At 46.6% G+C, this 24,337-nt stretch carries 22 protein-coding genes; 11 read left to right on the top strand and 11 right to left on the bottom strand.

From position 1 onward, the window contains the following. Positions 1 to 48: 48 nt before the first annotated feature. The gene (locus QUA56_RS08625; RefSeq protein WP_333355851.1) at positions 49 to 819 is read right to left on the bottom strand and encodes a TerC family protein; all 771 of its coding nucleotides are present in this window, start codon (positions 817 to 819) and stop codon (positions 49 to 51) included. A gap of 353 nt (positions 820 to 1,172) precedes the next feature. On the opposite strand from QUA56_RS08625, the gene psaM reads away from it, so the two are divergent. Further along, positions 1,173 to 1,268 carry a photosystem I reaction center subunit XII gene (gene psaM / locus QUA56_RS08620; RefSeq protein WP_015174804.1) on the top strand — a complete coding sequence of 32 codons (96 nt, stop codon included), beginning with the start codon at positions 1,173 to 1,175 and terminating at the stop codon, positions 1,266 to 1,268. A gap of 279 nt (positions 1,269 to 1,547) precedes the next feature. Continuing rightward, positions 1,548 to 1,961 (top strand): slr1601 family putative cell division protein, encoded by a 414-nt coding sequence (locus tag QUA56_RS08615; protein ID WP_333355848.1) that lies wholly within the window; start codon positions 1,548 to 1,550, stop codon positions 1,959 to 1,961. 66 nt (positions 1,962 to 2,027) lie between these two features. Here the strand turns inward: QUA56_RS08615 and ctpA are convergent, their stop codons facing one another. After that, positions 2,028 to 3,278, bottom strand: coding sequence for a carboxyl-terminal processing protease CtpA (gene ctpA / locus QUA56_RS08610; RefSeq protein ID WP_333355845.1), 1,251 nt, complete (start codon positions 3,276 to 3,278; stop codon positions 2,028 to 2,030). A gap of 588 nt (positions 3,279 to 3,866) precedes the next feature. Here ctpA and petB point away from each other — a divergent pair. Continuing rightward, a complete protein-coding gene (petB, locus tag QUA56_RS08605; RefSeq protein WP_015174799.1) occupies positions 3,867 to 4,535 on the top strand; it encodes a cytochrome b6 in 669 nt (222 codons plus the stop codon). 571 nt (positions 4,536 to 5,106) lie between these two features. Then, on the top strand, positions 5,107 to 5,589 hold the full coding sequence (gene petD / locus QUA56_RS08600) for a cytochrome b6-f complex subunit IV (protein ID WP_333355843.1): 483 nt from the start codon (positions 5,107 to 5,109) through the stop codon (positions 5,587 to 5,589). Positions 5,590 to 5,792: 203 nt separating this feature from the next. On the opposite strand, the gene QUA56_RS08595 is transcribed toward petD, so the two are convergent. Next, positions 5,793 to 6,158: a nuclear transport factor 2 family protein gene (locus QUA56_RS08595; protein ID WP_333355840.1), complete on the bottom strand. Its 366-nt coding sequence runs from the start codon at positions 6,156 to 6,158 to the stop codon at positions 5,793 to 5,795. A 14-nt stretch (positions 6,159 to 6,172) separates the two neighbouring features. On the opposite strand from QUA56_RS08595, the gene QUA56_RS08590 reads away from it, so the two are divergent. Further along, the gene (locus QUA56_RS08590) at positions 6,173 to 6,334 is read left to right on the top strand and encodes a hypothetical protein (protein WP_333355837.1); all 162 of its coding nucleotides are present in this window, start codon (positions 6,173 to 6,175) and stop codon (positions 6,332 to 6,334) included. Between the two features lie 41 nt (positions 6,335 to 6,375). Then, positions 6,376 to 7,737 carry a cytochrome 450 gene (locus tag QUA56_RS08585; protein ID WP_333355834.1) on the top strand — a complete coding sequence of 454 codons (1,362 nt, stop codon included), beginning with the start codon at positions 6,376 to 6,378 and terminating at the stop codon, positions 7,735 to 7,737. A gap of 434 nt (positions 7,738 to 8,171) precedes the next feature. Here QUA56_RS08585 and QUA56_RS08580 read toward each other — a convergent pair whose 3' ends face one another. Continuing rightward, positions 8,172 to 9,383, bottom strand: a complete 1,212-nt coding sequence (locus QUA56_RS08580) for a glycosyltransferase family 2 protein (RefSeq protein WP_333355832.1) — start codon at positions 9,381 to 9,383, stop codon at positions 8,172 to 8,174. 122 nt (positions 9,384 to 9,505) lie between these two features. Between QUA56_RS08580 and QUA56_RS08575 the strand changes: the two genes are divergently transcribed. Both QUA56_RS08575 and cobT read left to right on the top strand, forming a co-directional pair. Next, positions 9,506 to 9,898 (top strand): transporter, encoded by a 393-nt coding sequence (locus tag QUA56_RS08575; protein WP_333355829.1) that lies wholly within the window; start codon positions 9,506 to 9,508, stop codon positions 9,896 to 9,898. A gap of 421 nt (positions 9,899 to 10,319) precedes the next feature. Beyond that, on the top strand, positions 10,320 to 11,429 hold the full coding sequence (gene cobT, locus QUA56_RS08570; protein ID WP_333355826.1) for a nicotinate mononucleotide-dependent phosphoribosyltransferase CobT: 1,110 nt from the start codon (positions 10,320 to 10,322) through the stop codon (positions 11,427 to 11,429). A gap of 389 nt (positions 11,430 to 11,818) precedes the next feature. On the opposite strand, the gene QUA56_RS08565 is transcribed toward cobT, so the two are convergent. Beyond that, positions 11,819 to 12,217: a hypothetical protein gene (locus QUA56_RS08565; RefSeq protein ID WP_333355824.1), complete on the bottom strand. Its 399-nt coding sequence runs from the start codon at positions 12,215 to 12,217 to the stop codon at positions 11,819 to 11,821. A 657-nt stretch (positions 12,218 to 12,874) separates the two neighbouring features. Between QUA56_RS08565 and QUA56_RS08560 the strand changes: the two genes are divergently transcribed. Together QUA56_RS08560 and QUA56_RS08555 are read left to right on the top strand one after the other, a co-directional pair. Beyond that, entirely contained in the window at positions 12,875 to 12,994 is a 120-nt protein-coding gene (locus QUA56_RS08560; protein ID WP_333355821.1) for a hypothetical protein, read from the top strand. Further along, positions 12,991 to 14,100 (top strand): extracellular solute-binding protein, encoded by a 1,110-nt coding sequence (locus tag QUA56_RS08555; protein WP_333355818.1) that lies wholly within the window; start codon positions 12,991 to 12,993, stop codon positions 14,098 to 14,100. Before QUA56_RS08560 ends, QUA56_RS08555 begins: the two co-directional genes overlap by 4 nt. Positions 14,101 to 14,594: 494 nt before the next feature. Here the strand turns inward: QUA56_RS08555 and QUA56_RS08550 are convergent, their stop codons facing one another. From QUA56_RS08550 to QUA56_RS08530, 5 genes are all read right to left on the bottom strand, one after another. Then, a complete protein-coding gene (locus tag QUA56_RS08550) occupies positions 14,595 to 15,527 on the bottom strand; it encodes a YwqG family protein (RefSeq protein ID WP_333355816.1) in 933 nt (310 codons plus the stop codon). 102 nt (positions 15,528 to 15,629) lie between these two features. Continuing rightward, positions 15,630 to 16,160, bottom strand: coding sequence for a hypothetical protein (locus QUA56_RS08545; RefSeq protein WP_333355813.1), 531 nt, complete (start codon positions 16,158 to 16,160; stop codon positions 15,630 to 15,632). A gap of 303 nt (positions 16,161 to 16,463) precedes the next feature. Beyond that, positions 16,464 to 19,679, bottom strand: a complete 3,216-nt coding sequence (locus QUA56_RS08540) for a PAS domain-containing protein (protein WP_333355809.1) — start codon at positions 19,677 to 19,679, stop codon at positions 16,464 to 16,466. A 970-nt stretch (positions 19,680 to 20,649) separates the two neighbouring features. Next, entirely contained in the window at positions 20,650 to 21,780 is a 1,131-nt protein-coding gene (locus tag QUA56_RS08535; protein WP_333355806.1) for an aldo/keto reductase, read from the bottom strand. Between the two features lie 5 nt (positions 21,781 to 21,785). Continuing rightward, the gene (locus QUA56_RS08530) at positions 21,786 to 22,292 is read right to left on the bottom strand and encodes a bifunctional nuclease family protein (RefSeq protein WP_333355803.1); all 507 of its coding nucleotides are present in this window, start codon (positions 22,290 to 22,292) and stop codon (positions 21,786 to 21,788) included. 248 nt (positions 22,293 to 22,540) lie between these two features. Between QUA56_RS08530 and ribE the strand changes: the two genes are divergently transcribed. Beyond that, complete coding sequence (gene ribE, locus QUA56_RS08525) at positions 22,541 to 23,254, top strand: riboflavin synthase (protein ID WP_333355801.1); 714 nt, start codon at positions 22,541 to 22,543, stop codon at positions 23,252 to 23,254. 191 nt (positions 23,255 to 23,445) lie between these two features. Here ribE and QUA56_RS08520 read toward each other — a convergent pair whose 3' ends face one another. Then, on the bottom strand, positions 23,446 to 24,330 hold the full coding sequence (locus QUA56_RS08520; RefSeq protein ID WP_333355798.1) for a glycosyltransferase: 885 nt from the start codon (positions 24,328 to 24,330) through the stop codon (positions 23,446 to 23,448). Positions 24,331 to 24,337 lie beyond the last annotated feature (7 nt).

Genomic DNA, 24,337 nt, shown 5'->3' with positions numbered 1-24,337 from the left:
AAAGATCGATCGACTTTCCACAAAAACAAAAGTCTATAATAAAATATGTTAAATTTCGGACTTCTGTCCTTCCGCCTCCTGCGTTACAGGTTCTGAATCTGGCTGCTTGAGAGCAACTTCCGAAGATTGTGGATCGTCGGGCAATTCAGGATTGCGTTGAGAAAATCCCCAGACAAATATCACGGCGATACTCGCAACCACCAGCCATTGCGGCGGAACCAAACTGTCATTAATTACTTTCACCAGCAGTCGCAAGCCCACCAAGCCCACTGTGACATAGCCAGCATCTTCAAGGTGTACGAACTCGTCGAGCCAGCGGATGAACAATCCCGCCATAAATCGCAGGGTAATAATCCCAATTGTCGCGCCGGTCAGTACCAGCCAAGTTTCGTCAGAAATCGCGATCGCCGTAGTAACGCTATCCAAAGAAAACGCTAAATCCGTCAGAGCAATCACCGGAATGGCTTGCCACAGAGACACAAATCTGGGCCCGTGATGTTCTCCTTCCGAGTCAGCATCTGAGGAAAAATGCTGGAAAACTAGCCACAGCAGGTAGAGAGCACCTAGCAGTTCAAACTGCCAGTATTGGATCACCCAAGTAGCCGTTAAAATTAGTGAAATTCGCAGTACAAAAGCAATTATCAAACCGAAGTTGAGAGCCTGTCGCTGTAGCTTGGAATCTTCCAAACCTTTAGAAATAGACGCTAGGGCGATCGCGTTGTCAGCCGAAAGTACAGCCTCCAAAGCCACCAAAACCAACAATAAGAAAAAGGCGTCTACTCCAAAACTGGGCGAAGCATCGAGAAATTGATCTAGCATTAACTATTTTGTGCACCTAAGATTTATAAATGAAGAACGCAGCGCAAATCGCTGGCTCTGTCGAACATTAGTGTCACCTTCACTTATCTTAACCTAACCTGGTCATTCTGTCATAAGGAATAGGCAAGGAGTCAGCATTTAGTCACGAGTCAGCATTTAGTCACGAGTCAGCAGTCAGCAGTTAGTCAGGAGTCAGAAGGAAGATTCTTCCCCTCTCCATCTCTCTTCCTCTCTCTTCCTCTCTCCCACTCCCGCGCCCCGAAGTGTTGCAAGTTGTAACAAATGATTCCCAAAAGCGCCAATTTGTCTCAAATTGGTGAAAGCTCGTGCCCGCGAAAAGGAGTTTTCCCAATATGTCTTTAACAGATACCCAAGTCTACGTAGCGCTCGTAATTGCTTTGATTCCCGGAATCTTGGCTTTCCGGCTGTCCACTGAACTGTACAAGTAGTTTCCAGACACCTGTCGCGAACCGCAAAAAGCCTGCCTGAGCATTTAAATCTCTCGCATTACAGACAATTGCTGCCGCAGTGGAGTAGATTGTTTGTGGTCAGCAAGACGAGACTGCAAGGGCAGGCTTTTTTATTGGGAAATTCCGTCTTCAGGCGTCACCTTGGTCTCCACAATTTTGGCTGTCAGCACCCTGACAAACCGGGGCGGGTGTGCGTTAAGCTCAGAATTTGCTCTTTTGAGCTCTAAAACGTTAGTCTCAGGTATTTGAAAAAAAATTATGCAAGCGATTCAACCCACCGTTACCCCCCTGCGTCCTGTAAAAAACTCCCCTCGGGTTACTCCTCGCAGCAGCCGCCGCCAGCGTTCCTACCCTCACCAAACGCTCGCCGCCGAAACAGGAGTTAAGTTAGCAGTCAACATGGTACTTTCAGTCTGTGCGACTTCTGCTTTGATTCAGCTTTGGCCTCACTACCGGGCCGTGCAAGAAAAATTGCACGAAATCCAAGCTGAAGTCAATCTTACGCAAGGGCGAGTAAATCAGTCGCGATCGGACTTTAACCGCTACTTTGACCCCAGTCTTGCTAAAACTGTGATGCAAGAGCAAAGCAATCGAGTTGACCCCCAACAGCGTCAGATAATTTTGCAGGAACCCGAAGCACCCGATGCCGAGGAATTAACCCCGCAACCTTAAAGTAGGGGAGTTGACTGTTGACTGTTGACTGTTGACTGCGCGAAGCTGAGCGGGCAATGCTGTTGACTACTGACTGCTGACTACTGACTTTGCCATCACAGTTTTTTCTTTCAGCAGTTGCAGTGCAGCTTGATATTGCAAGTCTGCTTCGGTGCCGATTCGATCGCGCGCAATGGGTTCCAAAGGCACTACGCGATCGGGCGAAATCCCCAGTTTGTTAATATCTGTGTGGTTCGGCGTCTCGTACTTAGCAACTGTCACCGCTAACCCGGAACCGTCAGATAAATCAAACAGCGACTGAATCAGCCCTTTGCCAAAAGTCTTTTCTCCCACCAGTTGAGCTCTGCCGTTATCTTGCAGCGCACCAGCCAAAATTTCGCTAGCACTGGCAGTTCCCTTGTTCACCAAAACAATCAGCGGATCGTCAGTTAGCGCTTGTCCAGAGGCTTCAAAACTGCCGAGAATGCCTTGTCGGTTCACAGTGTAGACGATCGTCCCGGAATCGAGCCACAGGCGGGCAATTTCAATCCCGGCTTGCAACAGTCCGCCCGGGTTGTTCCGCAGGTCGAGAATGTAGGCGGCGGCTCCTTGTTTTTCCAAGCGGTCGATCGCGCGAGCGACTTCCTCAGTGGCGTTAGCGCTGAATTGACTCAGGCGAATGTAGCCCAGCGGTAAATTCTCGGCCCCCGACTGCAATTCGGCGTAAACCGGATTCAGAGCAATGCGATCGCGCACGAGCTCAATTTCCTCAGCAGCGTCCCTTCCCTCGCGCCCCAAGGTCAAAGTAACAGGAGTGCCGATGCGGCCGCGCATTCGAGTTGCCGCTTCGTCTAGGCTCAATTCTGAGGTGAGAGTGCCGTCAATTTTCAGAATGCGATCGAGGGGTTGGATGCCAGCTTTATCCGCCGGTGAGCCGACCAAAGGAGCCACCACTGTCAGGGTATTTGTCTGGGGGTCGATCGCAATTTGCAGCCCCACACCCGTCAATTCTCCCGAAGTGTTGACCTGCAAACTGCGGTACTGTTCGGGTTTCAGCAGTCGAGTAAAGGGGTCGTCCAGATTCGCCAGCATCCCCTGAATCGCCGTGTAAGTCTGCTGTCTGTCGTTGAGCGGTTCCTTGACAGCTTTTTGGCGAATCGACCACCAGTTTTTAGAGTTGAATTTGTCGTCCACATAAGAGCGGTTGACAATTCGCCAAGCTTCGCTCAAAAGCTGCTGTTCTGGAGTTAGGGCCGCCGCAGGCTGCGCCCACCCACCTAGAACCAGGGCGAATTGAAGGAAAAGTACAATAGCAATCTGGAAAACTCGTCTGTGCATGATTTTTCTGTAAAAGATAGGCAAGTATTGCATCTCGTGTATTTTAAGTTTGTAGGCTTTTAAGCTTTTGCGGATTTAACTCTCCCCAAGGCATTCGGCATTAGTCAAACATCCGCCGCCAACAAAAAATTAGTTAAATGTAACATTTAATCGCAAAATGAGTGAAGTTTTATCATTAATATTAAAATTTATGCCTTAGCGACCCGCGGGCCGGCTCGGACTTTGGTCTGTAGCTCTGCTCTTGGCTGTATGCCAGCTTGGGGCGGATGTTTAGCTTGCAGAAAATGGTATTTGAGACTCGGCGAAAGCATCGCTAGCGTGAAATTTGCACACCAATTATGTTACATTTTTTATCACAGTCTGGAATTCGATCGGGCAACGCCAGCGAGTAGGGACAAGCCACCGCTTAGTTTCCCAGGGCTTGCAGGCGATCGCACAATAGAGTTCCTTTCGTCAGCTCCAAATTTAAAAAATAGCCTCAGGCATTTGCTAGTAAAAGCAAGCTGCTCGGCGCGGGGCGACAAAAAACCTTGTGGCTGCTGCCCTGAACCTCAACCACAGCAATATTCTTTTAGGAATTCTGGCTCCATGTTTTCTAAACAAATCACCGACTCAAAAACCTACCAGTGGTTTGAGGAACGCCTGGAAATTCAGGCGCTCGCCGATGACATCACTACGAAGTACGTACCCCCCCACGTCAATATTTTCTACTGCTTGGGCGGAATTACTTTAGTTTGCTTTCTCATCCAGTTTGCCACCGGATTCGCCATGACCTTCTATTACCGTCCCACGGTAGCAGAAGCTTTTTCTTCAGTGCAATACCTGATGACTGAAGTCAACTTCGGCTGGCTGATCCGCTCCATCCACCGCTGGTCTGCCAGCATGATGGTGCTGATGATGATTTTGCACATCTTCCGGGTTTATCTGACCGGCGGCTTCAAAAAGCCCCGCGAGTTAACCTGGGTGACAGGAGTAATCTTGGCAGTCATCACTGTTTCTTTCGGCGTGACCGGCTATTCGCTGCCTTGGGATCAAATCGGTTACTGGGCGGTTAAAATCGTTTCCGGCGTCCCCGAAGCTATCCCGTTTGTCGGTTCTTTAATGGTTGAACTGCTGCGCGGCGGTGTCAGCGTCGGTCAAGGCACTTTGACTCGCTACTACAGCTTGCACACTTTTGTGTTGCCTTGGCTGATTGTAGTCTTCATGCTGGCTCACTTCTTGATGATTCGCAAGCAAGGTATCTCTGGCCCGTTGTAAATTTTGAGTTGTGGGGGCGGTATTTTTTTTGCCCCCCCGCTGAATTGTGAGTTGAAAATTCAGAATTCATCACTCATCAAAAAATTGGGCGGAGCGTAGCGGAGGGTTGAAACCCCGTCCTTCTAGGACGGCTTTGTATTAGCATCTAGATGGTCACTGACCCACTGTCCGTCGATGGATTCAGACAGCTCGGGCGGGCGAAGTCCAGTTTCACTGGCGGCGCAGACAAATCGGTAGACCGGGAAAAGAGGATAGGGCAATGGCAAACATCCCTAGAATCAAAACAATACATAAGAATTCCTTTTGGGGTTTTCGACACATAAGAACCGCAGGGCTTGCGGGGATAGTCTGTGGAGCGAACGTAAGACCAATACTCCTTGAGGGTGGAGGCAGTTGCAAAGAAGCAGAAACCTAAATTGTGAGGTTTAGGAATCACCGCACCTGATAGTCGGTGAGGATGTCAAGATATTTATTTACGGCCCATACTTCCTGCGATCGCGCCGCTGATTCGGAGTAACGAATACAGCGCAATGGCAGGCCCGGGTAAAACTAAAAGGAGAACACTGTTACTATGTCTATTCTCAAAAAACCTGATTTGAGCGATCCAGCGCTCCGCGCTAAGCTCGCTAAGGGAATGGGTCACAACTATTACGGCGAACCAGCTTGGCCTAATGACTTGCTCTACGTTTTCCCTATAGTCATAATGGGAACGATTTCTCTGTGCGTGGGTTTGGCCGTACTAGACCCGGCTTTGGTTGGCGAACCTGCTAATCCTTTTGCTACTCCGCTGGAAATTCTGCCGGAATGGTATTTGTGGCCTGTGTTCCAAATCCTGCGCGTTTTGCCTAACAAATTGTTGGGTATTGCTTGCATGGCCGGTGTTCCCCTTGGCTTGATTTTGATTCCGTTCATCGAGAATGTTAACAAGTTTCAAAATCCGTTCCGCCGCCCTGTTGCTACTACTGTTTTCCTGTTGGGAACTGCGTTCACTCTGTGGTTGGGTATTGGTGCTATTTTCCCGATCGACAAATCTTTCACGCTGGGTCTTTTCTAAGATTTAAGTTTGCTTGATTTTGACGCCCGCGAGTTTCCTTTAAAGTGCTGCTGTACAGAGAGGAAATTTTTGCGGGCGTCATTTTATTTGGGATTAATTGAACATACAGTCCTGGACGCAACTGGCACGAGGTTCCGAGAGGGATTGCTATAATAAAGGTTGGCAACGGTGAGTCTACCTTAGAACTTCGAGTGTGCTCTAAGTCAAGCGATGAGCGATCGCTCCTGAATATCCATTCGTCGGATCAAATCATCCTCAATGGTGTAAATATGCTGAACCATTTGATCTACTATCAAATTTGCGTCTAAATCACGCACCACTTGATGAACAGCAACCACCATTCGTCCGCTCTCATCGAGCCCAAATCCCTTTGGTTCGACATGAGGATCAATTAATTTCCACTGGCGCGTCCAATAGTCGCGCACCGCCTCATGCCCGTGAACGTGTCCGCCTTCCATGCCATTCGCCCATGCCACTTCAGGATGCATCACCGCAAGAACGGCATCGATATCGCGAGCGTTAAAAGCAGCATACGCTTTTGCCAGTAAATCCAGGTTCGTTTGTATCATGGTTGGCTACTCAAATGCTATTGAACTCAAATGCTATTGTACCGATCGCACATTCATTGCAAGAATATTTAGAGAAATCTTCTGGTTTGAGCCAAGGGCAAACGGCAGAGAGCAGAAATTTATGGTCAATAACGATCGATAAATGTCGATCGCACAAACCAACCAAAGACAATTAATTTTAACTTGTTAGTAACTTTTAGCAAAAAGTATCTGAATTATGACGAACCTAAATTTAGATAGTGTCTTTTCATCGTTTATGAACCCAGCCCTGCATGAGTTTCAGACTTGGACTTTGCAAAACCCGGAAGAAAGTCTCAGCAAAACGTTCCTGCCGATCGTCAGTCTTATTGAGGGTTTGATTGCCAACGAACCCACCTATTTGCAAGTAAAAAGACTGGCTTTCGGAGCCAATTTTTGCTGCGCGGGGCAAGTCGTGATGGGAGAGTTTGCAACGCTGGAAAAAGCACTCACATCGCCCCAGGCGCGCGGATGGCGGCTCGGTACTTCTGTACTCGATCCCGATCGCGCGCCCAACCAAGATGTCGGCGGTAGGAACCTTTTCCTGCTGTCTTTGTCCGATCGCGAACCTGACGGTAGCAGCAACCACGCAGCATTCCGAAGCTGTATGCAGAAATATCTGTTCAACAGTGCGACAACGGATCGCCAGGGAGACGAAATCTGCAGACGGTTGCTCGATCGGCTAGCCGCAGATTATGCCGAGATGTCGCACGGTGCGGGGGGAGCGTTTTTTACCGATGTCAAGCGGGGTTGGATGGGATTTTTAGTCAGATACCTGCACTACGTCATCTTTGGGATTAATCCAGACGATTCAGAGTCGATCGAACTTCTCACCGAATTGCATTACACCCGCCAAAGCCCGCTGCACTACTTCGCCGTCATCGGCAACCTGTTGCAAAGCCTGAACCTCTTTGGACACGGTAATTTGTCCGCTCTAATCGAGCGTGCAGCGACTATCTATGAAAATTCTCCAGCTTTAGCCGACTTCGAGGAGAGCTCGGAAAACAACGGCATGACTAAACGGGAATTGGCGAAGCTGATGACATCGATTATGGGGATAGCGGGAATGCAAGGCCCCCTGCAGCTAGGCTGCACGGCAATGGGATACCGCCCTCTCCCCGCCTATAAAGGACAGCAGACGGCCGAAATTAACCCGACTGATTTTTGGGATGAGCTCGATTTGGACGATCGCGAGTCGATCGAGCTGTTCCTCCTGGAATGCGCCCGCCTCTGGGCCCCCGTCAGCGCCACCCACCGAGTCGCGACAGAGCCTTTCACCGCAACGGTAGCGGGCAAAGAGCGCACTTTCCCCGCCGGAACCAAGGTACTGATACCGCTCAGTTTGGGGCTGCTAGACGAGAGTTTCTGGGGCTCTACGGTATACGAATTCAACGCTAAGCGGGAGAACCTGTGCCCTTTTCATATGGGCTTTCATTCAGTGGGCGATCGGAGTGCGGGACGGATTTGCCCTGGTAAAGACATCGCACTCAAGATGCTGGTGGATGTCGTGAGTACGGTAGGCAAAGTGCGCCGAGCCTCTGAACCTAATTTGCAGGGGTAATTAATCCAAAAGCTCGATCGTAGATATCCGCTAGGGACTTAGGCACTCGCGGTGTCTAAAGCTGTATTTCATCCGATTGAAAACTGCTATCAGACTCGGCGGTTGAAACAGATCCTATCCAAACTATCGATCGAACGACTAAGAAATAAAGGGGGTATCTATAGCCTTTCTCTGATAGATGAGGTACAGGTTTAGATTTTAGATTTTAGATTTTAGATTTTAGATTTTAGATTTTGGAATTGTTCATTGATTTGTGAATACCTCACTCACTTGAGAACCACTATAATAGGAAACAAAAACACAACTATTTTGAGGATAAATAAGCTGTCGCGCATTTAAATTGCACGCGATCTGCGGGCGGGACGCCCAACTCCTACTCCCCACTCATTGTTTGATTGTTTTTTGACAGACAATTTAAATACCGCAACAGCTTATCACTTACGCTTCAACCCCAGCACGCTGAGAAAAAAGCTCGACAAAACCATCTGCAAACCGACAGTCAGGCAAGTGAGCGAGGGAATAACCAAACGCAGAGTTTTAGAAGGGTCGAGAGAACCGAAAGCTGTTTCTCTCCAGATAGTTAATGACAAGAACGAGCCAACTATTCCGATAAAAATCAGCGTGACTCCGACAATTAATCCTGTCTCTAAGGTGACATAGCGAAATATTTTGTTGAGTTTAGGGTCTTCGGGCAGCAGTTTTTCACTGATGGCGAAAACTTTGGTGAAGAAAGCGAAAGTTACTGCTTGAAAACCGATGATAATTGCGATCGCAGCATACAGCAGCGTGTGTACATCAAAGCTAATACTACCAATCTTTTGAGTACCAGGTAATAGCCAAATGCCGACAATTAAACCCCAAATTATCAGCGCTACACCCGGATACAAAAACAGCCACCGGGGACTGTAAAGCAGCAGAAATCGTAGGTGTCGCCAGCCATCTCGCCAAGTTCGCAAGTGCGGCGGCCGGCTGCGGCCGTCGGGAGAGAGTACGGTGGGAACTTCAGTTATCCGCAATGTGTACAGAGATGCTTTGACGACCATTTCGCTAGCAAATTCCATCCCCGTTGTTTGCAAGTCGAGTTTCAAAATTGAGTCTCTTCTAAAACCCCGCAATCCGCAGTGAAAATCGCCGACTGGACTCGCGAATAATAATTGCCCAACCCATGTCAGCACCGGATTTCCTAAATATTTGTGCAGCGGCGGCATTGCACCCGGTTTGATGCCCCCTTGAAAGCGGTTTCCCATTACTAAGTCGAAACCTTCTCGCAATTTGTTGACAAAAGCGCCGAGGTTGGAAAAATTGTAGCTGTCGTCAGCATCGCCCATGATAATATAAACTCCGCGCGCTGCGATGATGCCTCCCATGAGGGCGCTGCCGTAGCCTTTGGCTGCTACGGGTACGACTCTCGCTCCCATTCTGGTAGCGATATCTTGAGAACCGTCAGTGCTGCCGTTGTCTGCTATGATGACCTCGCCGACAATATCAAGTTCGCGCAGGAACTTCTGCGCCTTCTCGATGCAGATTTCTAAAGTTTCTGCTTCGTTCAGGCAAGGCATGAGTATCGATAGTTCTAGAGTGTATTCTCCGCTTTGGTTGGTCTGTTCTGCCATAGATTTGTTCAACTCTCGATCGCGATCGACCATACTTGATTTTCCCGTATCTCTGCTTAAAATATTAGTGGTGAATAAAACCTAAAAAACTTAATTAAAGTTTTTTAGGTTTTTGGGAACGGCAATTTTTGATTGTACTATAGGTTAGTAAACTTATGAATAGAAGCGTTTTTATGTTATTGCTTGCTGCAATATTGTGCGGCGTGGCAGGTCAATTCAGTCTCAAGGCAGGAGCTAAAATATTAGGGCCCATTGGCACTGCTAATTTAATGGAAAAAATTATAGCAATGGCTACCCAGCCGTTGATAGTAGGTGGTCTTTCTTTGTATGCAATTTCTTCGATCGGCTTTATTGTAGTTTTGTCGCGGGCAAACCTTAGCATAGTCTCGCCCTTACTATCAATTAGTTACCTGTTTACTGTTGTAGGCGGCAAACTTATATTTCACGAGCCTTTGCCGCCACTGCGGTTGGTAGGGGTGGCGCTAATTATGACGGGAGTAATTTTTGTACTCAGAGGTCAAGCTGGGGGAGTGACTGGGGGAAACTAGCGATCGCTTTTGACATTGACCCTTAAGTGCGGAATTGATAACTTAATTTAAAGGGTATTTCTAAGTGTTCTGTTATTAGATATATCCAACAACCTATAGCAATCCTCGCATCAGCCGCCTCTCTCGAGCGAGACCAGAATCCTTGCAGTGCGAGCCAGAAAGCTCGGGTATAATGCCAGCAAATCATTTAGGATTGCTATATATGTAAATATGTCATTTAACCATGTTGATTATTGCGAATATTTACGCTCGCCGTCAACCCAAGTACAGATTAACTCATTTAGATCGATATTAGATGAAGTTGCAGAGAATAAAGATACTTTTTAGAGGACATCAAACCAATAACCAATAACCAATAACCAATAACCAATAACCAATAACCAATAATCAATGACTAATGACTAATGACTACTGACTAATTATGATTCATATTTATACAGAAATCGAACAGGGTCAGCGGTGGCTCGATCGCTATCGGGGACGAAAACCGATATTTGCCTGCGTGTTAGGATTTACCGCGACAGGCTTAATTCCGGGGATTTCAGCAGCAGGAGCAACGCCGCACGATCGACAATTTACTTGTTTGGCCGATGCAGAATTTTTGTATAACGGCCCCCAACCGTCCCCTCAATATCCTTTGCCGCCCCTAGAAGCGGGTGCCTCGCCGGTACTGATATCTCGCGCTGTAGTCGAAGCTTTGGAACTTCCCCTTTACCTATTAAATGCTGGTTTGCCCCTCCCGCCTCCCGTACCTGCAATTGATTTGGGCGGCACTCCGGCAAAGTGTCTGATTTCTGGGAATGCTTTAGAACTCGAAACCGTCAAACATTTGCTGGAACAAGGATTAATTTGGGGAGCTAAATTGGCCGCTCAAACTAATGGCAGCTATTTAATTTTAGGGGAGTGCGTAGTTGGGGGAACAACTACTGCTTTGGGCGTGTTAATGGGTTTGGGTATTGCAGCGGCGGGCAAGGTTAACAGTTCTCATCCTCGCTGCAATCACGCTCAAAAATTGGCTGCGGTGACAGCGGGACTCAATCATGCTGAGTGGGAAATTGGCGGACAAAACAGCACTCCCCTGGAATTGGTGGCGGCGGTGGGCGATCCGATGCAAATAGCGGTGGCGGGAATGGCGATCGCCGCGAGTCGGACTTGCGGGGTACTCCTGGCCGGGGGCACGCAAATGCTGGCAGTGTACGCTTTGATCCAAGCCTTAGCCCGTGAATATGCTCTGCTATGGTGTCCCGAACAAGTTGCGGTGGGGACTACGCGCTGGGTGGCAGAAGACCCTACAGGAGACACTGTAGGACTCGCTAATGATATCGGCGGTGTGCCTCTGTTGGCCGCGCAGCTAAGTTTTGCTGGATCTCGCTACGGGCAACTGCAAGCTTACGATCGCGGCTGTGTTAAGGAAGGTGTCGGTGCCGGAGCGTGTGCGATCGCCAGTGGCTTGGCTGTAAATTGGACTCCTACTCAACTCCTCCAAGCTGTTGAAGCTTTAGCACGGCGCAGGTGTGAAATTAAACCTTAGAAAGTCCTCGATGCCAAAAACCCGTTTTTTACTTAAAATATCGGGGTTTTGCAGCGACGAATAGACTCGCAAACCCGGTTTTTAGTTTTCTGTGCGTCCGGGACTTTGAGGAATTAAACCTTAAAAATTCAGATGTGCCGATCGAGCTGCGAAGCTAGTTGTGCTGCTCAACCAGCTTCGTTTTGGCTGAATAATTATATCACTTTCTGTAACATTTTTGCTCTCACAGTTACAGAAATTTCTACACAATATCTTGCTTTGATGCAGTATTCCGCCTGCTAATTGCGCGACAGAAAAAACTCTATGCAATGACTCTATAAGTAGACGAGCATAAATCAACGCAACTTGTATCTCTTCTAGGATTAATGCCCGATCCCGGCTAGCAATATTTAATTAGACCCGCCTACCTGTTGCGAGTGCATTCTTTTGGAGAGCAACTGTTCTTCCAAGGCGGCAATTCGATTGTAAGCTGCTGTTAGCTGAGCGGTCAGGCGCTGGATTTGAATCTCTGCGCTCAGCTCTTTTTCCACGCTTTGAGAATTCTTGTCGAAGTAGCTGTCATCTAACAGTATGTCCTTGTGTTCCAGCAGTCCGTCGAGATTGCTGTAGCTTTGACAGGGCGAGGTTTGGTCATTTCCTACCGTTCCAGAGCAGTCCTTTCTATGCTGCTGGGTCAGCTTCGTCTCCTTGGCGGACTCCAATAGCTTTTCATTGAGGTTTTCTATGAGTTTGTAGAGGGCATCGACTTTTTGGGTCAATGCTGTAACTTGCTGGCGGAGCGCTTCCATACAATCATCCTTTGGCTCGTAACTTATATCTTTACATAATAAGGGAAATCTTTACATAACTCGGATTTATCACTAAATTATTTAATTTTTGACGTAATTGTTGTGTTCCCAATCCTGACGGTAGATTTAGGAAGCCAGGCTGAAGATAATCGATCGCCATTCGTGAGTCGATTTGAGATTTGAGATTTGAAGTTTTAGATAGTTTTGGACGCAGAAACCTAGTTTTTTAACCCCCATACTTCGTTCAAACCTTCAATCAGAGTTAAAACATCAGGTTTCTGAGAGTCGGATCGCGGAGCGTCCTATTAGATTGACTTGGCTCTAGCCAGCGCTTTCAGGATTCAGAATAGTGGATTTTTAGTTATTAAGCTGTCGCGGATTTAAACAGGATTTTTCACTTCGCTTGTGTAAAAAGCGTCATCCAGCGGCAGAGGGCAACGCTCTCCTTGTTTCGTTATATTAAAAAATGTAACACAGATGCAATCGATCGCCAACGGGGGCGAGCAAAATTCGCTCAAAAGAACTTTTCGCAGACAAATCAGGCGTTAAGTTGACGGAGTTGTCGGCATCCGAAAGCTCGATCGACAAGGTAGAAGGTAAAATCAGGGCAAGAGCAAAACAGACTCACAGCGCAGCAGAACCGAGTACAATGGCTCTGTGTTTGAGGAAAAAATAAAACAAATCGGCGCCAACTACCGGACTCGACAAACAATTATTTTCCGGGCCGCAGAACACAAAACGATCGGTCAATATTTAGAAAAGCGGGTTCACAGGTGAAACGAAGGTCTTTGCTATTGGGGGCCGCCACCCTAACTTTAAGTCAATTGGCGGCAGGGTGCGACTCGAAGCCCATTCTCAAAATTCGATCGCTCAAAAACGGTATTCCGGCCCAACTGGCAAGCAAATTTAGCCGCGATGTACAACCGTCTCCCCTTTTGCAGGTAACGCAAGAACCACAATTAAAAGAATTATTCGCCCTATTGCAGGAGTGGAAACAGGTTCCCAAATCAAAAAATCAAGCTGACTTGGTGATGTTGGGAGATTACTGGCTGACTTTGGCAATTCGGCAAAAATTGATTAAGCCGATCGATCCTGCTAAGTTTGCTAATTGGTCGAAATTGCCCGAAAGATGGCAAAAACTCGTCAGGCGCAACGATGACGGTCAATTAGATCCTAAAGGTAAAATTTGGGGCGCACCTTACCGCTGGGGAAGTACAGTAATTGCCTATCGAACCGACAAATTTAAGGCTTTGGGGTGGACTCCGACAGATTGGAGTGACTTGTGGCGAGTCGAATTGCGCGATCGAATTTCTCTGCCCGACAGTGCTAGAGAAGTTATCGGTTTAACATTAAAAAAACTCGGAAAATCTTACAATACGCAGCAATTAGATCGAGTCCCTAATCTCAAAAAAGAACTCGCAAATCTGCACCAACAAGTTAAACTTTATAGTTCTGATGCTTACCTGCAACCATTGATTTTAGGCGATACTTGGTTGGCAGTAGGTTCCTCTGGCGACTTGCTGCCGCTGCTGCAAACTCAAAAGGATATTGCTTTAGTAATTCCGGTTTCGGGAACTGCACTTTGGACTGATTTGTGGGTAGAACCAGCATCGGGGAATCCAGTTTCGTTAGTGGAAAAATGGATTGATTTTTGTTTGCAGCCTCGGATTGCTCCTCAATTATCTTTGCTGGCTAAGGCTAGTTCGCCGATAATTGTCGGCATGAAACCCGAGGATTTGCCGGAAGCTGTTCGCACTAATTCTGTGTTGTTGCCGGATGCTAAGATTCTTGCTGCTAGCGACTTTCTGCTGCCGTTTGGGGATGCGGGGATTCAGCAATATCGATCGCTCTGGCAAGAAATTCGGCAAGTAGTGAAAGGCTAAAATTTCACTACGTTTTGAGGTACGTAGTTGCGCTTCAGCGCTCTTTTATCTATGAAAGAGCAAGGAGCAGTTTGAGGTACGTAGTTGCGCTTCAGCGCTCTTTTATCTATGAAAGAGCAAGGAGCAGTTTGAGGTACGTAGTTGCGCTTCAGCGCTCTTTTATCTATGAAAGAGCAAGGAGCAAGGAGCAGTTTGAGGTACGTAGTTGCGCTTCAGCGCTCTTTTATCTATGAAAGAGCAGGAAGCAAGGAGCAGTTTGAGGTACGTAGTTGCGCTTCAGCGCTCTTTTATCTATGAAAGAGCAAGGAGCAAGGAGCAGTTTTGCATTTATAGTGCTGTCCCCGCTCCCGTATTGTACAATAGGCGAGCGGGACATTATTCAAAGAAAAAATACTTTTTACAAAAATGAGATGCTTCCAAAGAGCGCTGAAGCGCAACAACGTACCTTAGAAAAATAAAAAAATAGCATTGGTTGAATAGTTAGTATTTTAATTTTAAGAACAACCGTAATTATAAATCACCTGAGAAAAATCTAAATTTTCTAAGTCCTCAGCACGAATCAAAAAGTTACCTACTCCACAATCACCCCAACAAATCTCATCATCACTAATCATGTGTAATAGTACAACTTTATGGTCTTTGTATTGCGGACTATACTCACGAGGGTCAGTTTGCGGAAAGTAGCCGTATCCCCCTATTTTATGGTGAATTTCGTATAAATTAGCATAATACCAATCAAATATTTTGTAATCATCTGCACTCATTACCTCAAATAATTGTTTAACTTTTTGTGCTTCCAAAATGTTATTAATTTGATAGTCTTCTGGGCAAACCCACTCATTGTCAGGACTAAACTGTAAAGCCAAACATTCTGGCGAATTATTCACATATTCGTGCTTTAAAGGTGAATAATGTTCAAAAATATGCTCATTAAAAAGATTATCAGTTGGAGAATTATTTTTATAAACAAATTGCAACGCACTAAGTTTTTGATTGTTTAAAGTTGAATACCTCTCAGAAAGATCCAACAAAAAAGCAAAATCTGTTTGACAATTATTTGTGTCAATTTCGGAAAAATACAATATTTTAAAATCTTTTTGGTTGTCAAAATTGTCTAAATCCATGCCATACAAATCTGTCTCACCGATATAAAACTGCAAAATTCCTTGTTTGGGAAAAGGGGCTAAATATGGCACTTGGGCAAAGATTTCCTCAAAATTGAGTTGTGCCAAAAGGTGCATATATTTTCCATCACTATCTTTGGGAAAATCGTAACCTTTCGGCAAGTAAGGCACTCCGCCAAATTTGCTTGACCAGAAATCAGTCGCCTTTCGTTCGTAAGTGATTTTGATAACAGGCTTTTCTGAACTTTCAATTTCTTGGCGAAAAGGTTCTAATTCAGCAGGAAGCTCAAGGTTTGTTTTCATTTTTTTATACGAATTATAAACCGCATTTATCAGCTAAAATGTGGGTGCGTCAGCTCTTGATTTATCGATTATCCCAAAAATCTCTCTAGCTGACGCACTCTACTAAAAGCCTTTGAGTTTGCCTCGGAGGCCGGGATTTGAGAGAGATTCTAAATCAATGCGACAGAAGCGCCGATCGCCCTTGCACGAATAAACTGCCAAAGCTGTGCCTTGACGGTTGCAAACTCGCACATTGTAACCGTATTCGCTGGCGACAGTGCCAAAGCGGTTGACAAACTGATAGCGTTCCATATAATCTAGCAAACTCCAAAGTTGGCGGTTAACTATGATAATTACCCAAGTATTGCCGGGATCGACAAACCAGCGATCGAGCAATTTTCCGCCATAGAGTTTTTGAGCTAACCACAGACTCGGCACGCTTTTTTCGGTTTGCGAAAGCGGGGGCGACGGTAAATTAGCAGCGTTGCCAGCCGGACAAGCCGGCTGCTGGGAAAATGCCGCAGATTGTCCCGACAGCAAGGCTCCGAGGCACGCATAACAGGCGATCGGGAACAAAAATAAACTTTTTGTCAAAATGCCGTGTTTGCGACGGGAAACTTGATTTTCGTGGCGTTTTTTGTGGTAATTCATCATAATTATTAGACAAAATTGCATAAATCATTCATTGATACAGAAACCGCAGATGTAAGGCAGATAAACACGGATAAACGCAGATAATTTTAAATTACTCGTTACTAGGCTCCAGCCTAGTAATGCAGATTCCGGAGGCTGTGCCTCCATGTTTCCAAGCGAGGCAGAGCCTCTAGATTTAGGTTCCCAGGCTGGAGCCTGGGAACCAGTTAAATCCAATACGGTTTAGTTCAAGAAAATTGTAGCGAAAATGTTGGGTTTCGTTCCTCAACCCAACCTACGCACTGCGAACCGGCACAATTGTTGTTAAAATTCCGATCGCCTAAACAATGAAGCAGGCAGACAAGCAGTAAAAGTAGAACCGCAATCTAACTCGCTAGTAACTTCAATGTCGCCGCCCATCATCTGACAGAAACGCTGGCTGATAGTCAGTCCCAAACCAGTACCGCCGTACTTGCGAGTAGTTGAATTGTCGGCTTGAGTGAAAGGTTGGAACAGTCGCTCTTGCTGCTCTTGTGTCATGCCGATGCCCGTGTCCGTCACTCGGAAAATTAAAAATTCTGCATCCAAAATTAACATTTGAGCAACTCTCGGTTGATATTTATTTTTTAATTCTTCGCTGGTAATTCTTTCGACAGTAAGTGCGATCGCCCCATTAGCCGAAAATTTAGCAGCATTGCTGAGCAAATTCAGAATTACCTGCCGCACTTTCATCAAATCGCCGTGCATCGCGCCGATATTGTCAGAAGTCAATACTTGCAAAGTATTGCCGTTTTTATCCATTAGCGGTTTGATGGTTGTTACCACCTCCTCGATTAAGCCGCCGACATCGAAGCTTTCGAGGTAAATCTCCATCTTGTCAGCTTCAATTTTGGAAATGTCGAGAATGTCGTCAATTAGCCGCAGCAAGTGTTTGCCAGCAGTGCGAATTTTGTCTAAATCCGAGACTATCTCGAAGTTGCCTAACTCTTCGGCATCTTCCACCAGCATATCGCTGTAGCCGATAATCGCGTTCAGGGGAGTCCGCAACTCGTGGCTCATGTTTGCCAGAAAAGCACTCTTGGCGCGGTTGGCGAGTTCTGCGGCTTCTTTGGCCAACTGCCACGCTTCCTCAGCGTCTTTGCGTTCGGTGATATCCCGCAGCGTCGCCACCACCGCTTCGACGCTGCCGTCAGTCGCACAAAGCGGGCTGAGAATGTACTCGTAGTCGCGGGTTCCCCAGCTTGCCGTGGGGACAATTACTTCGCCTTTCACGGGCTCGGCTGTGGCAAATATGCCGTCGCATTGTTGGTGAACCCGCTGCATAATTGTTGGCGACCAGCCTAATTCCTGCCAGGTTTTGCCAATCATTTCTCTGGGGTTCATGCCGGCAGCTTGAGCGGCGGTGCGACTGACGTAAGTGTATTTTCCCGATCGATCCACTAGAAAAATTAGGTCAAGAGAAGCGCCGAGAATCCCGTCAACTGTTCTGGCGTGTCGCGCTACCTGAGAGGTCATTTGTCTGACGGCGATCGCGCCGCGGACTTTGGCGGCGAGTTCAAACTGCAAGAGTTCGTTGGCTTGTTTGAGGAATATGGTGCGCTGTTCGACTTCTATTTCTAGTTCTGCTTTGGCCTTTTCTAGGGTGAGTTCGGCAAGTTTGCGATCGCTCACGTCTGTAGAAATTGTACCGACTGCATAAGCTGTGCCTTCGGAGTTGCAGAGGGGAAATTTCAGAGAAATATAAGTGTGCGGGCCGTCGTCTTGAGGGATGATTTCTTCGATGGTTAGGGGCGAGGAAGATTCGAGAACTTTCAGGTCGTTTTCTCGCAAGGCTGTTGCTTTGTCTTCGTCGGGAAAAATCTCGCCGTCGGTTTTGCCTGTTATTTGCTCTTTTGCGATGTCGAACAAATTGTCAAAATGGCGGTTGGTGAGGAGGTATTTTCCGTCAACATCTTTGATGTAAATCACTGCTGTTGAGTTGTCTAAAATCGCTTGCAACAGTGCTTCGCTCTTTCGCAGGGCTTTTTGAGTGTTTTGGCGATCGAGTATTTCGGGCTGCAATTCCAAGTTGAGGCGATTTAAGTCTTGCCAAGCTTCCTGGACTTGATTTAAGGCGATCGCGCTTTTTTCTAGTTCTGTATTTGCCGGCCGCGACTGATTTGAGACGGAGTTTTCGGGCAATTCTAGGGGTTGGAAAGCGAGCGGGATGTGGGGATTTGCGATCGGGCGATCGCCCGCAGTTTTTTTATATCGAAAATCGACCGCTAATTTACCGTCTAAACTAGATTTTTTGGGAAATAAATCGGGAAATTCGCCGAAATTTAAATTGTCATAAATTAGATCCAAATTCCGGGATCGCTGCTGCGGTTCGCCGATGGAGTTAAATGCCCAATTCCCATCTGCTGTTGATAAATCTGAGTTAGCGGGTTTGGCAATCCGGCGCGTGATTGCAACGGCCAAGGCGAAGGGGAAAACGGCTGCTGCAGACAGTGCCAGCAGCCAGTTGTTGCCCCACCAAGTTTCGATCGAGGTTTTGGGGATGCCCCGGACTAAAATTACTGCGGGTTTTCCGGCTAAATTATTCAGAGATTTTGCTGCTACTGTATAAGTCTGATTCCCTATTTTTATTTGCTGAGCAACTGGTTTGCCATCGGCGGCGCGTGCAGAGCTCAGTAGCGATCTGTCCATCCACTGTAAGTCTGGCAACAGTTGATTTTTCGTAACATTTTGTCCGCTTACCAAGACATATTTGCCCTCATTAAGTGGTGCATAAATAGCGTAAAATCCGACGAGTGAATTGACGGTTTCGCTACTGGAAACCATCGGGAGTTGGCTCAGATTTGTTCCTAAAAATAAAGCAGCAATAACAGTCTGATTTTTGGGATTTTTTACGGGAATTTCTGCGTAATTCACAAGGACACGTTCGCTCAATTCCGGTTGCAAAGTTGGCAATTGTTTTTGATTTGCCGATTTAGCGAGAATTTTGCTGGCCGTAATTGGCTCTTTTTTTGCTAATACTCGATCGGTTAAGTTGCGAGGATTAAAACTTTGTCCCTCCTGGTTGAGATTAACGCTAACAATTATCTTTCCATCTTTCCCCACTAAAGCTGCACTGTGTATTGCTCCTGTTTTGACTTGATTTTCCAGAATTTGCTTGACAGATTTTCGCAAATATGATATTGTTTTACCGCTGTTGTAAGCTAAAGCTGTTTGGGCGATCGTTTTGCTGTCAGAAGAGTTTTGCAAACGGTCGGCGGCGCGATCGAGTTTGAGATTGTAGTTAATTTCACTAAGGCTCAGTTCTGATTTAGCTTGATTTTGCAGTTCGCTGCTTCCAACTGCCGATGTTAGCCAAAGTGCTGCTCCCGTTAGTCCGACTGGCAAGATTGTTTGTAACGCCAGCAGTCCAATTAACTGTTTTCTGGTGACGGACAAGTTGTAAGTGGACGGCTTGAAAGCTGTTTTAAATCTTTCGGAAGTCGCAACTTCAGTTGGCTGCAGACAATTTGGCTTGCTGTCGTTTAACTGAGTTTGATCCATAGTAGTAGATGCTGAATCGGTTATAGATGACAGGCGATAAATTAATCTGGAAAACAATCAATCAATCAATTTTAGATTTTAGATTTTGGATTTTAGATTTTAGATCGAATTCGGTTAATTACTCATCATAAAATTTTTCGCTCTCGCTTGGTGCAACAAAGCAAGAAAATGACTGGGGTATTTTCAAAAAAATCGGTTTCTCGCTGTTAAATCAGATTTTGTTATTTAGGAATGAGAATTAAATAACTTGCATTTTTTGTAGGTTGGGTTGAGGAACGAACCCTCCGTTTCACTCCGCCCAACCCCACGCTTGATTGTTGGGTTTCGTTCCTCAACCCAACCTACGGAAGTTATTTAATCCACGATCCTTAGTTGTTTTTACATACACTGTCGGCTCCTATTTAAAGTTTGTTGGGAGCAGACAGGGGACATTGGTGTCAACTTAAGACTAAAACCTTTTGTATCTCTCGTTGATAGCCGAATCTCGATCCCCCTAAATCCCCCTAAAGAAGGGGGACTTTGACGCTCTTGTCCCCTGCTTCTTAAGGGGGGTTAGGCAGGGTGGATTAATTGTCATCCTAGAAATAGGTACGTAGTTGGGCTTTAGCCCTCTTTATATATACGTCTAAAGAGGGCTAAAGCCCAACTACGTACCTTTATTAATTAATATAACAGTTGCGTCCCAGACGCGAGCTTTGAGCGGTGCTTTCTGTCGTTTCAGTTTTCTTCTCCTCACAATAAAACCACCCTGCTTCTTAAGGGGGGTTAGGGGGGATCTGGAAGACTATGAACTCAAACAGTTGACCGATACTAGATAAGACGTTAAGTTGACACCAATGCCCGCAGACAGTCGCCAGACTAAGTAATTTTTCGATCGACTGTATCGTAAATTTACTTAAACCAAAGTTTAACGTAATTATTGCAAAACTTAGATCCGCTCGATCGACCTTTTCCCTGCTTCACCTTTTTTTCAATCCCACAACCGCCTGCCTGCTTTGCCGCCCAGTCGCTGGTGAGTATCTTTGAGCAAAGTTGGGATGTCTAACTCTTCGGGACACCGGGGCAAACATTCGCCGCAATCGGTGCAGCGGTTGCCTTTGCTGCCGGGAAACCAGTGTCCGGCATTTTCAAACATGGCGTAGCGGTATTTCCCAAAGTCAGTCATGTCGCACCCGACGGCGAGATTGCGAAGCCGCAATACTTCGGGAATGTTGATGTTTTCCGGGCAAGGCAAACAGGCATAGCACTGGCTGCATTTGTCGGTTTTCAAACTGGCTGCAATAGCCGATTCTAGCCGATCGAACGCAGCGATTTCGGCGTTGGTGAGGGGAAAGTCGCGATCGCAATATTTCAGAGGTTGCTCTAATTCTGTCGCATTTGCAGCCCCCACACTTAGAGTCCCAATCCTAGTATCGCTCAGTAAAAACCGATAGTTCAACTCTAAAGGCGAGAAAGGCGAGCACAATTGTGCGAGAGTTTCCGGGGGCGTGTAGAGTTGCCCTCCTTTGTCTGCCGGGGAAATGATGAAAACGCCCATATCTTTGTCTTTGGCGAGTTCAATTGCCGGGGCGTTGCGCTGAAAAAAATAGTAATAATGCAGATTGACAAATTCAAATAAATCTGTATTGATTGCAGCCAAAATCAGATCCAGAGGCCCGTGAGTCGAAAAGCCGACGTGCCGAATGCGACCATCGGCGAGGGCTTTGCGTACAGATTCCATGCAGCCTGTGGGCGATCGCACAATCGCCAAATGTTCCCAAGCATTCAAACCGTGAATTGCCAGACAGTCGATATAGTCTAAATTCAGGCGTTTGAGGGAGGCGTCGATGCAGCGTTCCATTGCAGCAGCATCCTCGGTTGGGGAAATTTTCGTGGTGACGTGGAGGCGCGATCGATCGACAGACAAACCAGCCGAAAGGGCCGCACCGAGATATTCCTCGCTGCAACCGTAACCCGCCGCCGTTTCCAGGTGATTGATTCCCTGAGACACAGCCTCTTGTACAGTCTGACAGGCAGTTTCCTCAGAAGCCAAATAGCGCATGGTTCCCAAGGAAAATACGGACAGGTGCAAGTTAGTTTTGCCAAACCGTCGATAGCGCATAAATGTTAGGAAGTTTCGCCCGGGCTGAAGCCGCTTCTCTTGATCAAATCCTCTGGACGGAGGTTTGAGATAAATTCCCGGAAGGCCCGGCGTTCCGCTTCATCAGCATCTCGATCGACCGGTATGGAAGCATCCGCGACTACTTCTTCCATCACCCAGATGGGGCAGTTCGTTCGCAGGGCTAGGGCGATCGCGTCGCTGGGTCGGGCATCGATCTCTTTTTTAACTTCTCCCTGACGGACGATCAGCACGGCATAGAACGTGTTATCTTGCAGCGAGTGAATAACTATGCGCTCCAAGGTAAGACTCCAGGCCTCTAAGAAATTGACCATCAGATCGTGAGTTAAAGGTCGAGGAGGCTTGTGGCCTTCGAGAGCGCTAATAATAGCCTTTGCTTGCTCCTGACCGATATAAATAGGCAAAGCGCGTCGCTCCGTAGCGTCTCTCAATAGGACAATAGGACTGCGCGTGGCTGCATCTAAGGCAATTCCAGCGACTTTCATTTCAATCATTCGATCGGCCTCATAGAATTAAGAAACTGTAAGGCAGTGGAGAACTTGGACATAAAAATTACCTAAATCCAGTATGACTCGATCTTCGCCTGAATCTGCAACGAATCGGGGACTGTCGATTTGAGATTTGAGATTTGAGATTGACTCTACACAAGAAGAGGAACAGCGGGAAGACAAAAGCTGGTATTTCTGGTTTGTTTGTGCCTGTGGTTTGATGTAAATAAGCGATCGACTACGGAAAAATACTGATGTTTACAGGACTAATTCAATCTCTCGGAAAGCTGAAGTCGCTAGGCAACGATTATTTTCAAATTTCTTGCACCTCCAGCAACTCCTACCAAATTTTACAAGATTTAGCCGTTGGGGACAGCGTAGCCGTGGATGGAGTCTGTTTGACGGTAGTGGAAGTTCTGCCGCAAGGTTTTGTCGCCGTCGCTTCCCCGGAAACCCTGCGCCGTACTACTTTAGGAGCATTTCCCGATGCTTGGGTCAACTTAGAAACCTCTCTGCGCGCGGGTAGCAAATTGGGGGGACATTTCGTAACGGGACACGTAGATGCGATCGGCTCTTTGGTGACATCAACCCAAAGCGCCAACGCTTGGGAGATGCGGTTCGCAGCCCCACCAGCAGCTAATTTGGGATGGCAGCGCCAAATCGCACCTTACATCGTTTCCAAGGGCAGTATCGCCGTCAACGGCATCAGCTTAACCGTGGCAGATTGCGATGCTGAGGGCAATTGGTTTGAAATTGCCGTAATTCCCCACAGTTTTTCCGAGACCAACCTCAGTTATTTGCAACCAGGAAGTTTAGTTAATTTAGAAGCAGATATTCTGGGCAAATATGTCGCCAAATTTCTCCGCAGCGGCTCAAAATCGCCTCCCGAACCTTGGGAAGAAACCCCTGCAATCAACAGTTTGGGAGGTATTACACCAGAATTCTTAGCAGAACACGGATTTATTTAATAGCAGAACTCGGCGGTTGAAACCGCTACTACAGAAACGAAGTCCGCCTCCGCGGACTAAAGAATAAAGTTGTAGGGTGCGTCACCAGCGAATTATTCTATCAATAATCGACCACTCAAAGCTGACGCACCTACTAAATCTTACTTTTCTCTCTGCGCTCTCTGCGCTCTCTGCGGTTCAACAATCCAAATCTATTCCTCAACAGGATTGTTTTTTTGCCATAACAAACCCGCTACAATTGCCACCTGCGAAACCAAAAACAATCCTGCGATTAATAGCTTTTGAATACCCCCTGTGCGAACTAACGGATAAGTTAGCAAATTGAGATAAAATGACGGATGTTGCAGTTTTCCCTTAGCCACACTTTTAGAAGTAACTTGCTGAAACAAAAAAGCACCTTTACCGTAATTGAATTGCTGTTGCCAAAATTTGTGCAGTGTCAGTTTGTGGGCATGATAGACTATAACTTCGGGAGCGTAAACCGCGCCATAGCCGGAATTGAGCCACCGATGGCAAAATTCTCGATCTTCTCCAGAGAAGGAAAAACTGCCAAAGCCGCCGATTTTTTGAAATAAGTCAGCCGGAAGGGCAAAATTGTTGGAAGTGAAAAATTTTGCGCGATCGGGAATAGCATTATAGTAACTGTAAAGGTAATCGATTAATTGCTGGCTGGCAGTAGAATATATGTTATCAGGAAGTGCGTTAATAATTCGACCTCCGATTAAGCAGTCTGGTGTTTTGGCAAATCGAGTTTCTAGAGTTTGCAGCCAGTCTGTGGCAGCAGTACAGTCATCGTCTGTAAATACTAAAAATTTGCCTGTGGCTGCAAAAGAGCCAGTATTTCTTGCTATGGCTGGCCCTGAATTCTGTTGTGTTAAAAGTAGCAGATTTAACTGGTTTTGAAAGGGAAAAACTGTTGATTCTAGAGATATTTCGGTGCTATCATTGACGACGATAACTTGAAAGCGATCGCGCGGATATTCAAGTTCAACAAAAGACTGAAGACACGCCGCTAATTGCTCGGGGCGATTGTAAGTTGGAACAATAATTGAAAATAGAGTTTTAGCTTGGTTCATGATAACT

Source organism: Microcoleus sp. N3A4 (assembly GCF_036701805.1).
Taxonomy (GTDB): Bacteria; Cyanobacteriota; Cyanobacteriia; order Cyanobacteriales; family Microcoleaceae; genus Microcoleus.
This window is presented reverse-complemented; position numbering and strand designations above follow the sequence as displayed.

What these genes read in the sequence shown, in the direction of transcription:
- QUA56_RS08625 (WP_333355851.1), bottom strand. Translation starts at nt 819, where the DNA reads ATGCTAGATCAATTTCTCGATGCTTCGCCCAGTTTTGGAGTAGACGCC.
- psaM (WP_015174804.1), top strand. Translation starts at nt 1,173, where the DNA reads ATGTCTTTAACAGATACCCAAGTCTACGTAGCGCTCGTAATTGCTTTG.
- QUA56_RS08615 (WP_333355848.1), top strand. Translation starts at nt 1,548, where the DNA reads ATGCAAGCGATTCAACCCACCGTTACCCCCCTGCGTCCTGTAAAAAAC.
- ctpA (WP_333355845.1), bottom strand. Translation starts at nt 3,278, where the DNA reads ATGCACAGACGAGTTTTCCAGATTGCTATTGTACTTTTCCTTCAATTC.
- petB (WP_015174799.1), top strand. Translation starts at nt 3,867, where the DNA reads ATGTTTTCTAAACAAATCACCGACTCAAAAACCTACCAGTGGTTTGAG.
- petD (WP_333355843.1), top strand. Translation starts at nt 5,107, where the DNA reads ATGTCTATTCTCAAAAAACCTGATTTGAGCGATCCAGCGCTCCGCGCT.
- QUA56_RS08595 (WP_333355840.1), bottom strand. Translation starts at nt 6,158, where the DNA reads ATGATACAAACGAACCTGGATTTACTGGCAAAAGCGTATGCTGCTTTT.
- QUA56_RS08590 (WP_333355837.1), top strand. Translation starts at nt 6,173, where the DNA reads ATGCTATTGAACTCAAATGCTATTGTACCGATCGCACATTCATTGCAA.
- QUA56_RS08585 (WP_333355834.1), top strand. Translation starts at nt 6,376, where the DNA reads ATGACGAACCTAAATTTAGATAGTGTCTTTTCATCGTTTATGAACCCA.
- QUA56_RS08580 (WP_333355832.1), bottom strand. Translation starts at nt 9,383, where the DNA reads ATGGTCGATCGCGATCGAGAGTTGAACAAATCTATGGCAGAACAGACC.
- QUA56_RS08575 (WP_333355829.1), top strand. Translation starts at nt 9,506, where the DNA reads ATGAATAGAAGCGTTTTTATGTTATTGCTTGCTGCAATATTGTGCGGC.
- cobT (WP_333355826.1), top strand. Translation starts at nt 10,320, where the DNA reads ATGATTCATATTTATACAGAAATCGAACAGGGTCAGCGGTGGCTCGAT.
- QUA56_RS08565 (WP_333355824.1), bottom strand. Translation starts at nt 12,217, where the DNA reads ATGGAAGCGCTCCGCCAGCAAGTTACAGCATTGACCCAAAAAGTCGAT.
- QUA56_RS08550 (WP_333355816.1), bottom strand. Translation starts at nt 15,527, where the DNA reads ATGAAAACAAACCTTGAGCTTCCTGCTGAATTAGAACCTTTTCGCCAA.
- QUA56_RS08545 (WP_333355813.1), bottom strand. Translation starts at nt 16,160, where the DNA reads ATGATGAATTACCACAAAAAACGCCACGAAAATCAAGTTTCCCGTCGC.
- QUA56_RS08540 (WP_333355809.1), bottom strand. Translation starts at nt 19,679, where the DNA reads ATGGATCAAACTCAGTTAAACGACAGCAAGCCAAATTGTCTGCAGCCA.
- QUA56_RS08535 (WP_333355806.1), bottom strand. Translation starts at nt 21,780, where the DNA reads ATGCGCTATCGACGGTTTGGCAAAACTAACTTGCACCTGTCCGTATTT.
- QUA56_RS08530 (WP_333355803.1), bottom strand. Translation starts at nt 22,292, where the DNA reads ATGATTGAAATGAAAGTCGCTGGAATTGCCTTAGATGCAGCCACGCGC.
- ribE (WP_333355801.1), top strand. Translation starts at nt 22,541, where the DNA reads ATGTTTACAGGACTAATTCAATCTCTCGGAAAGCTGAAGTCGCTAGGC.
- QUA56_RS08520 (WP_333355798.1), bottom strand. Translation starts at nt 24,330, where the DNA reads ATGAACCAAGCTAAAACTCTATTTTCAATTATTGTTCCAACTTACAAT.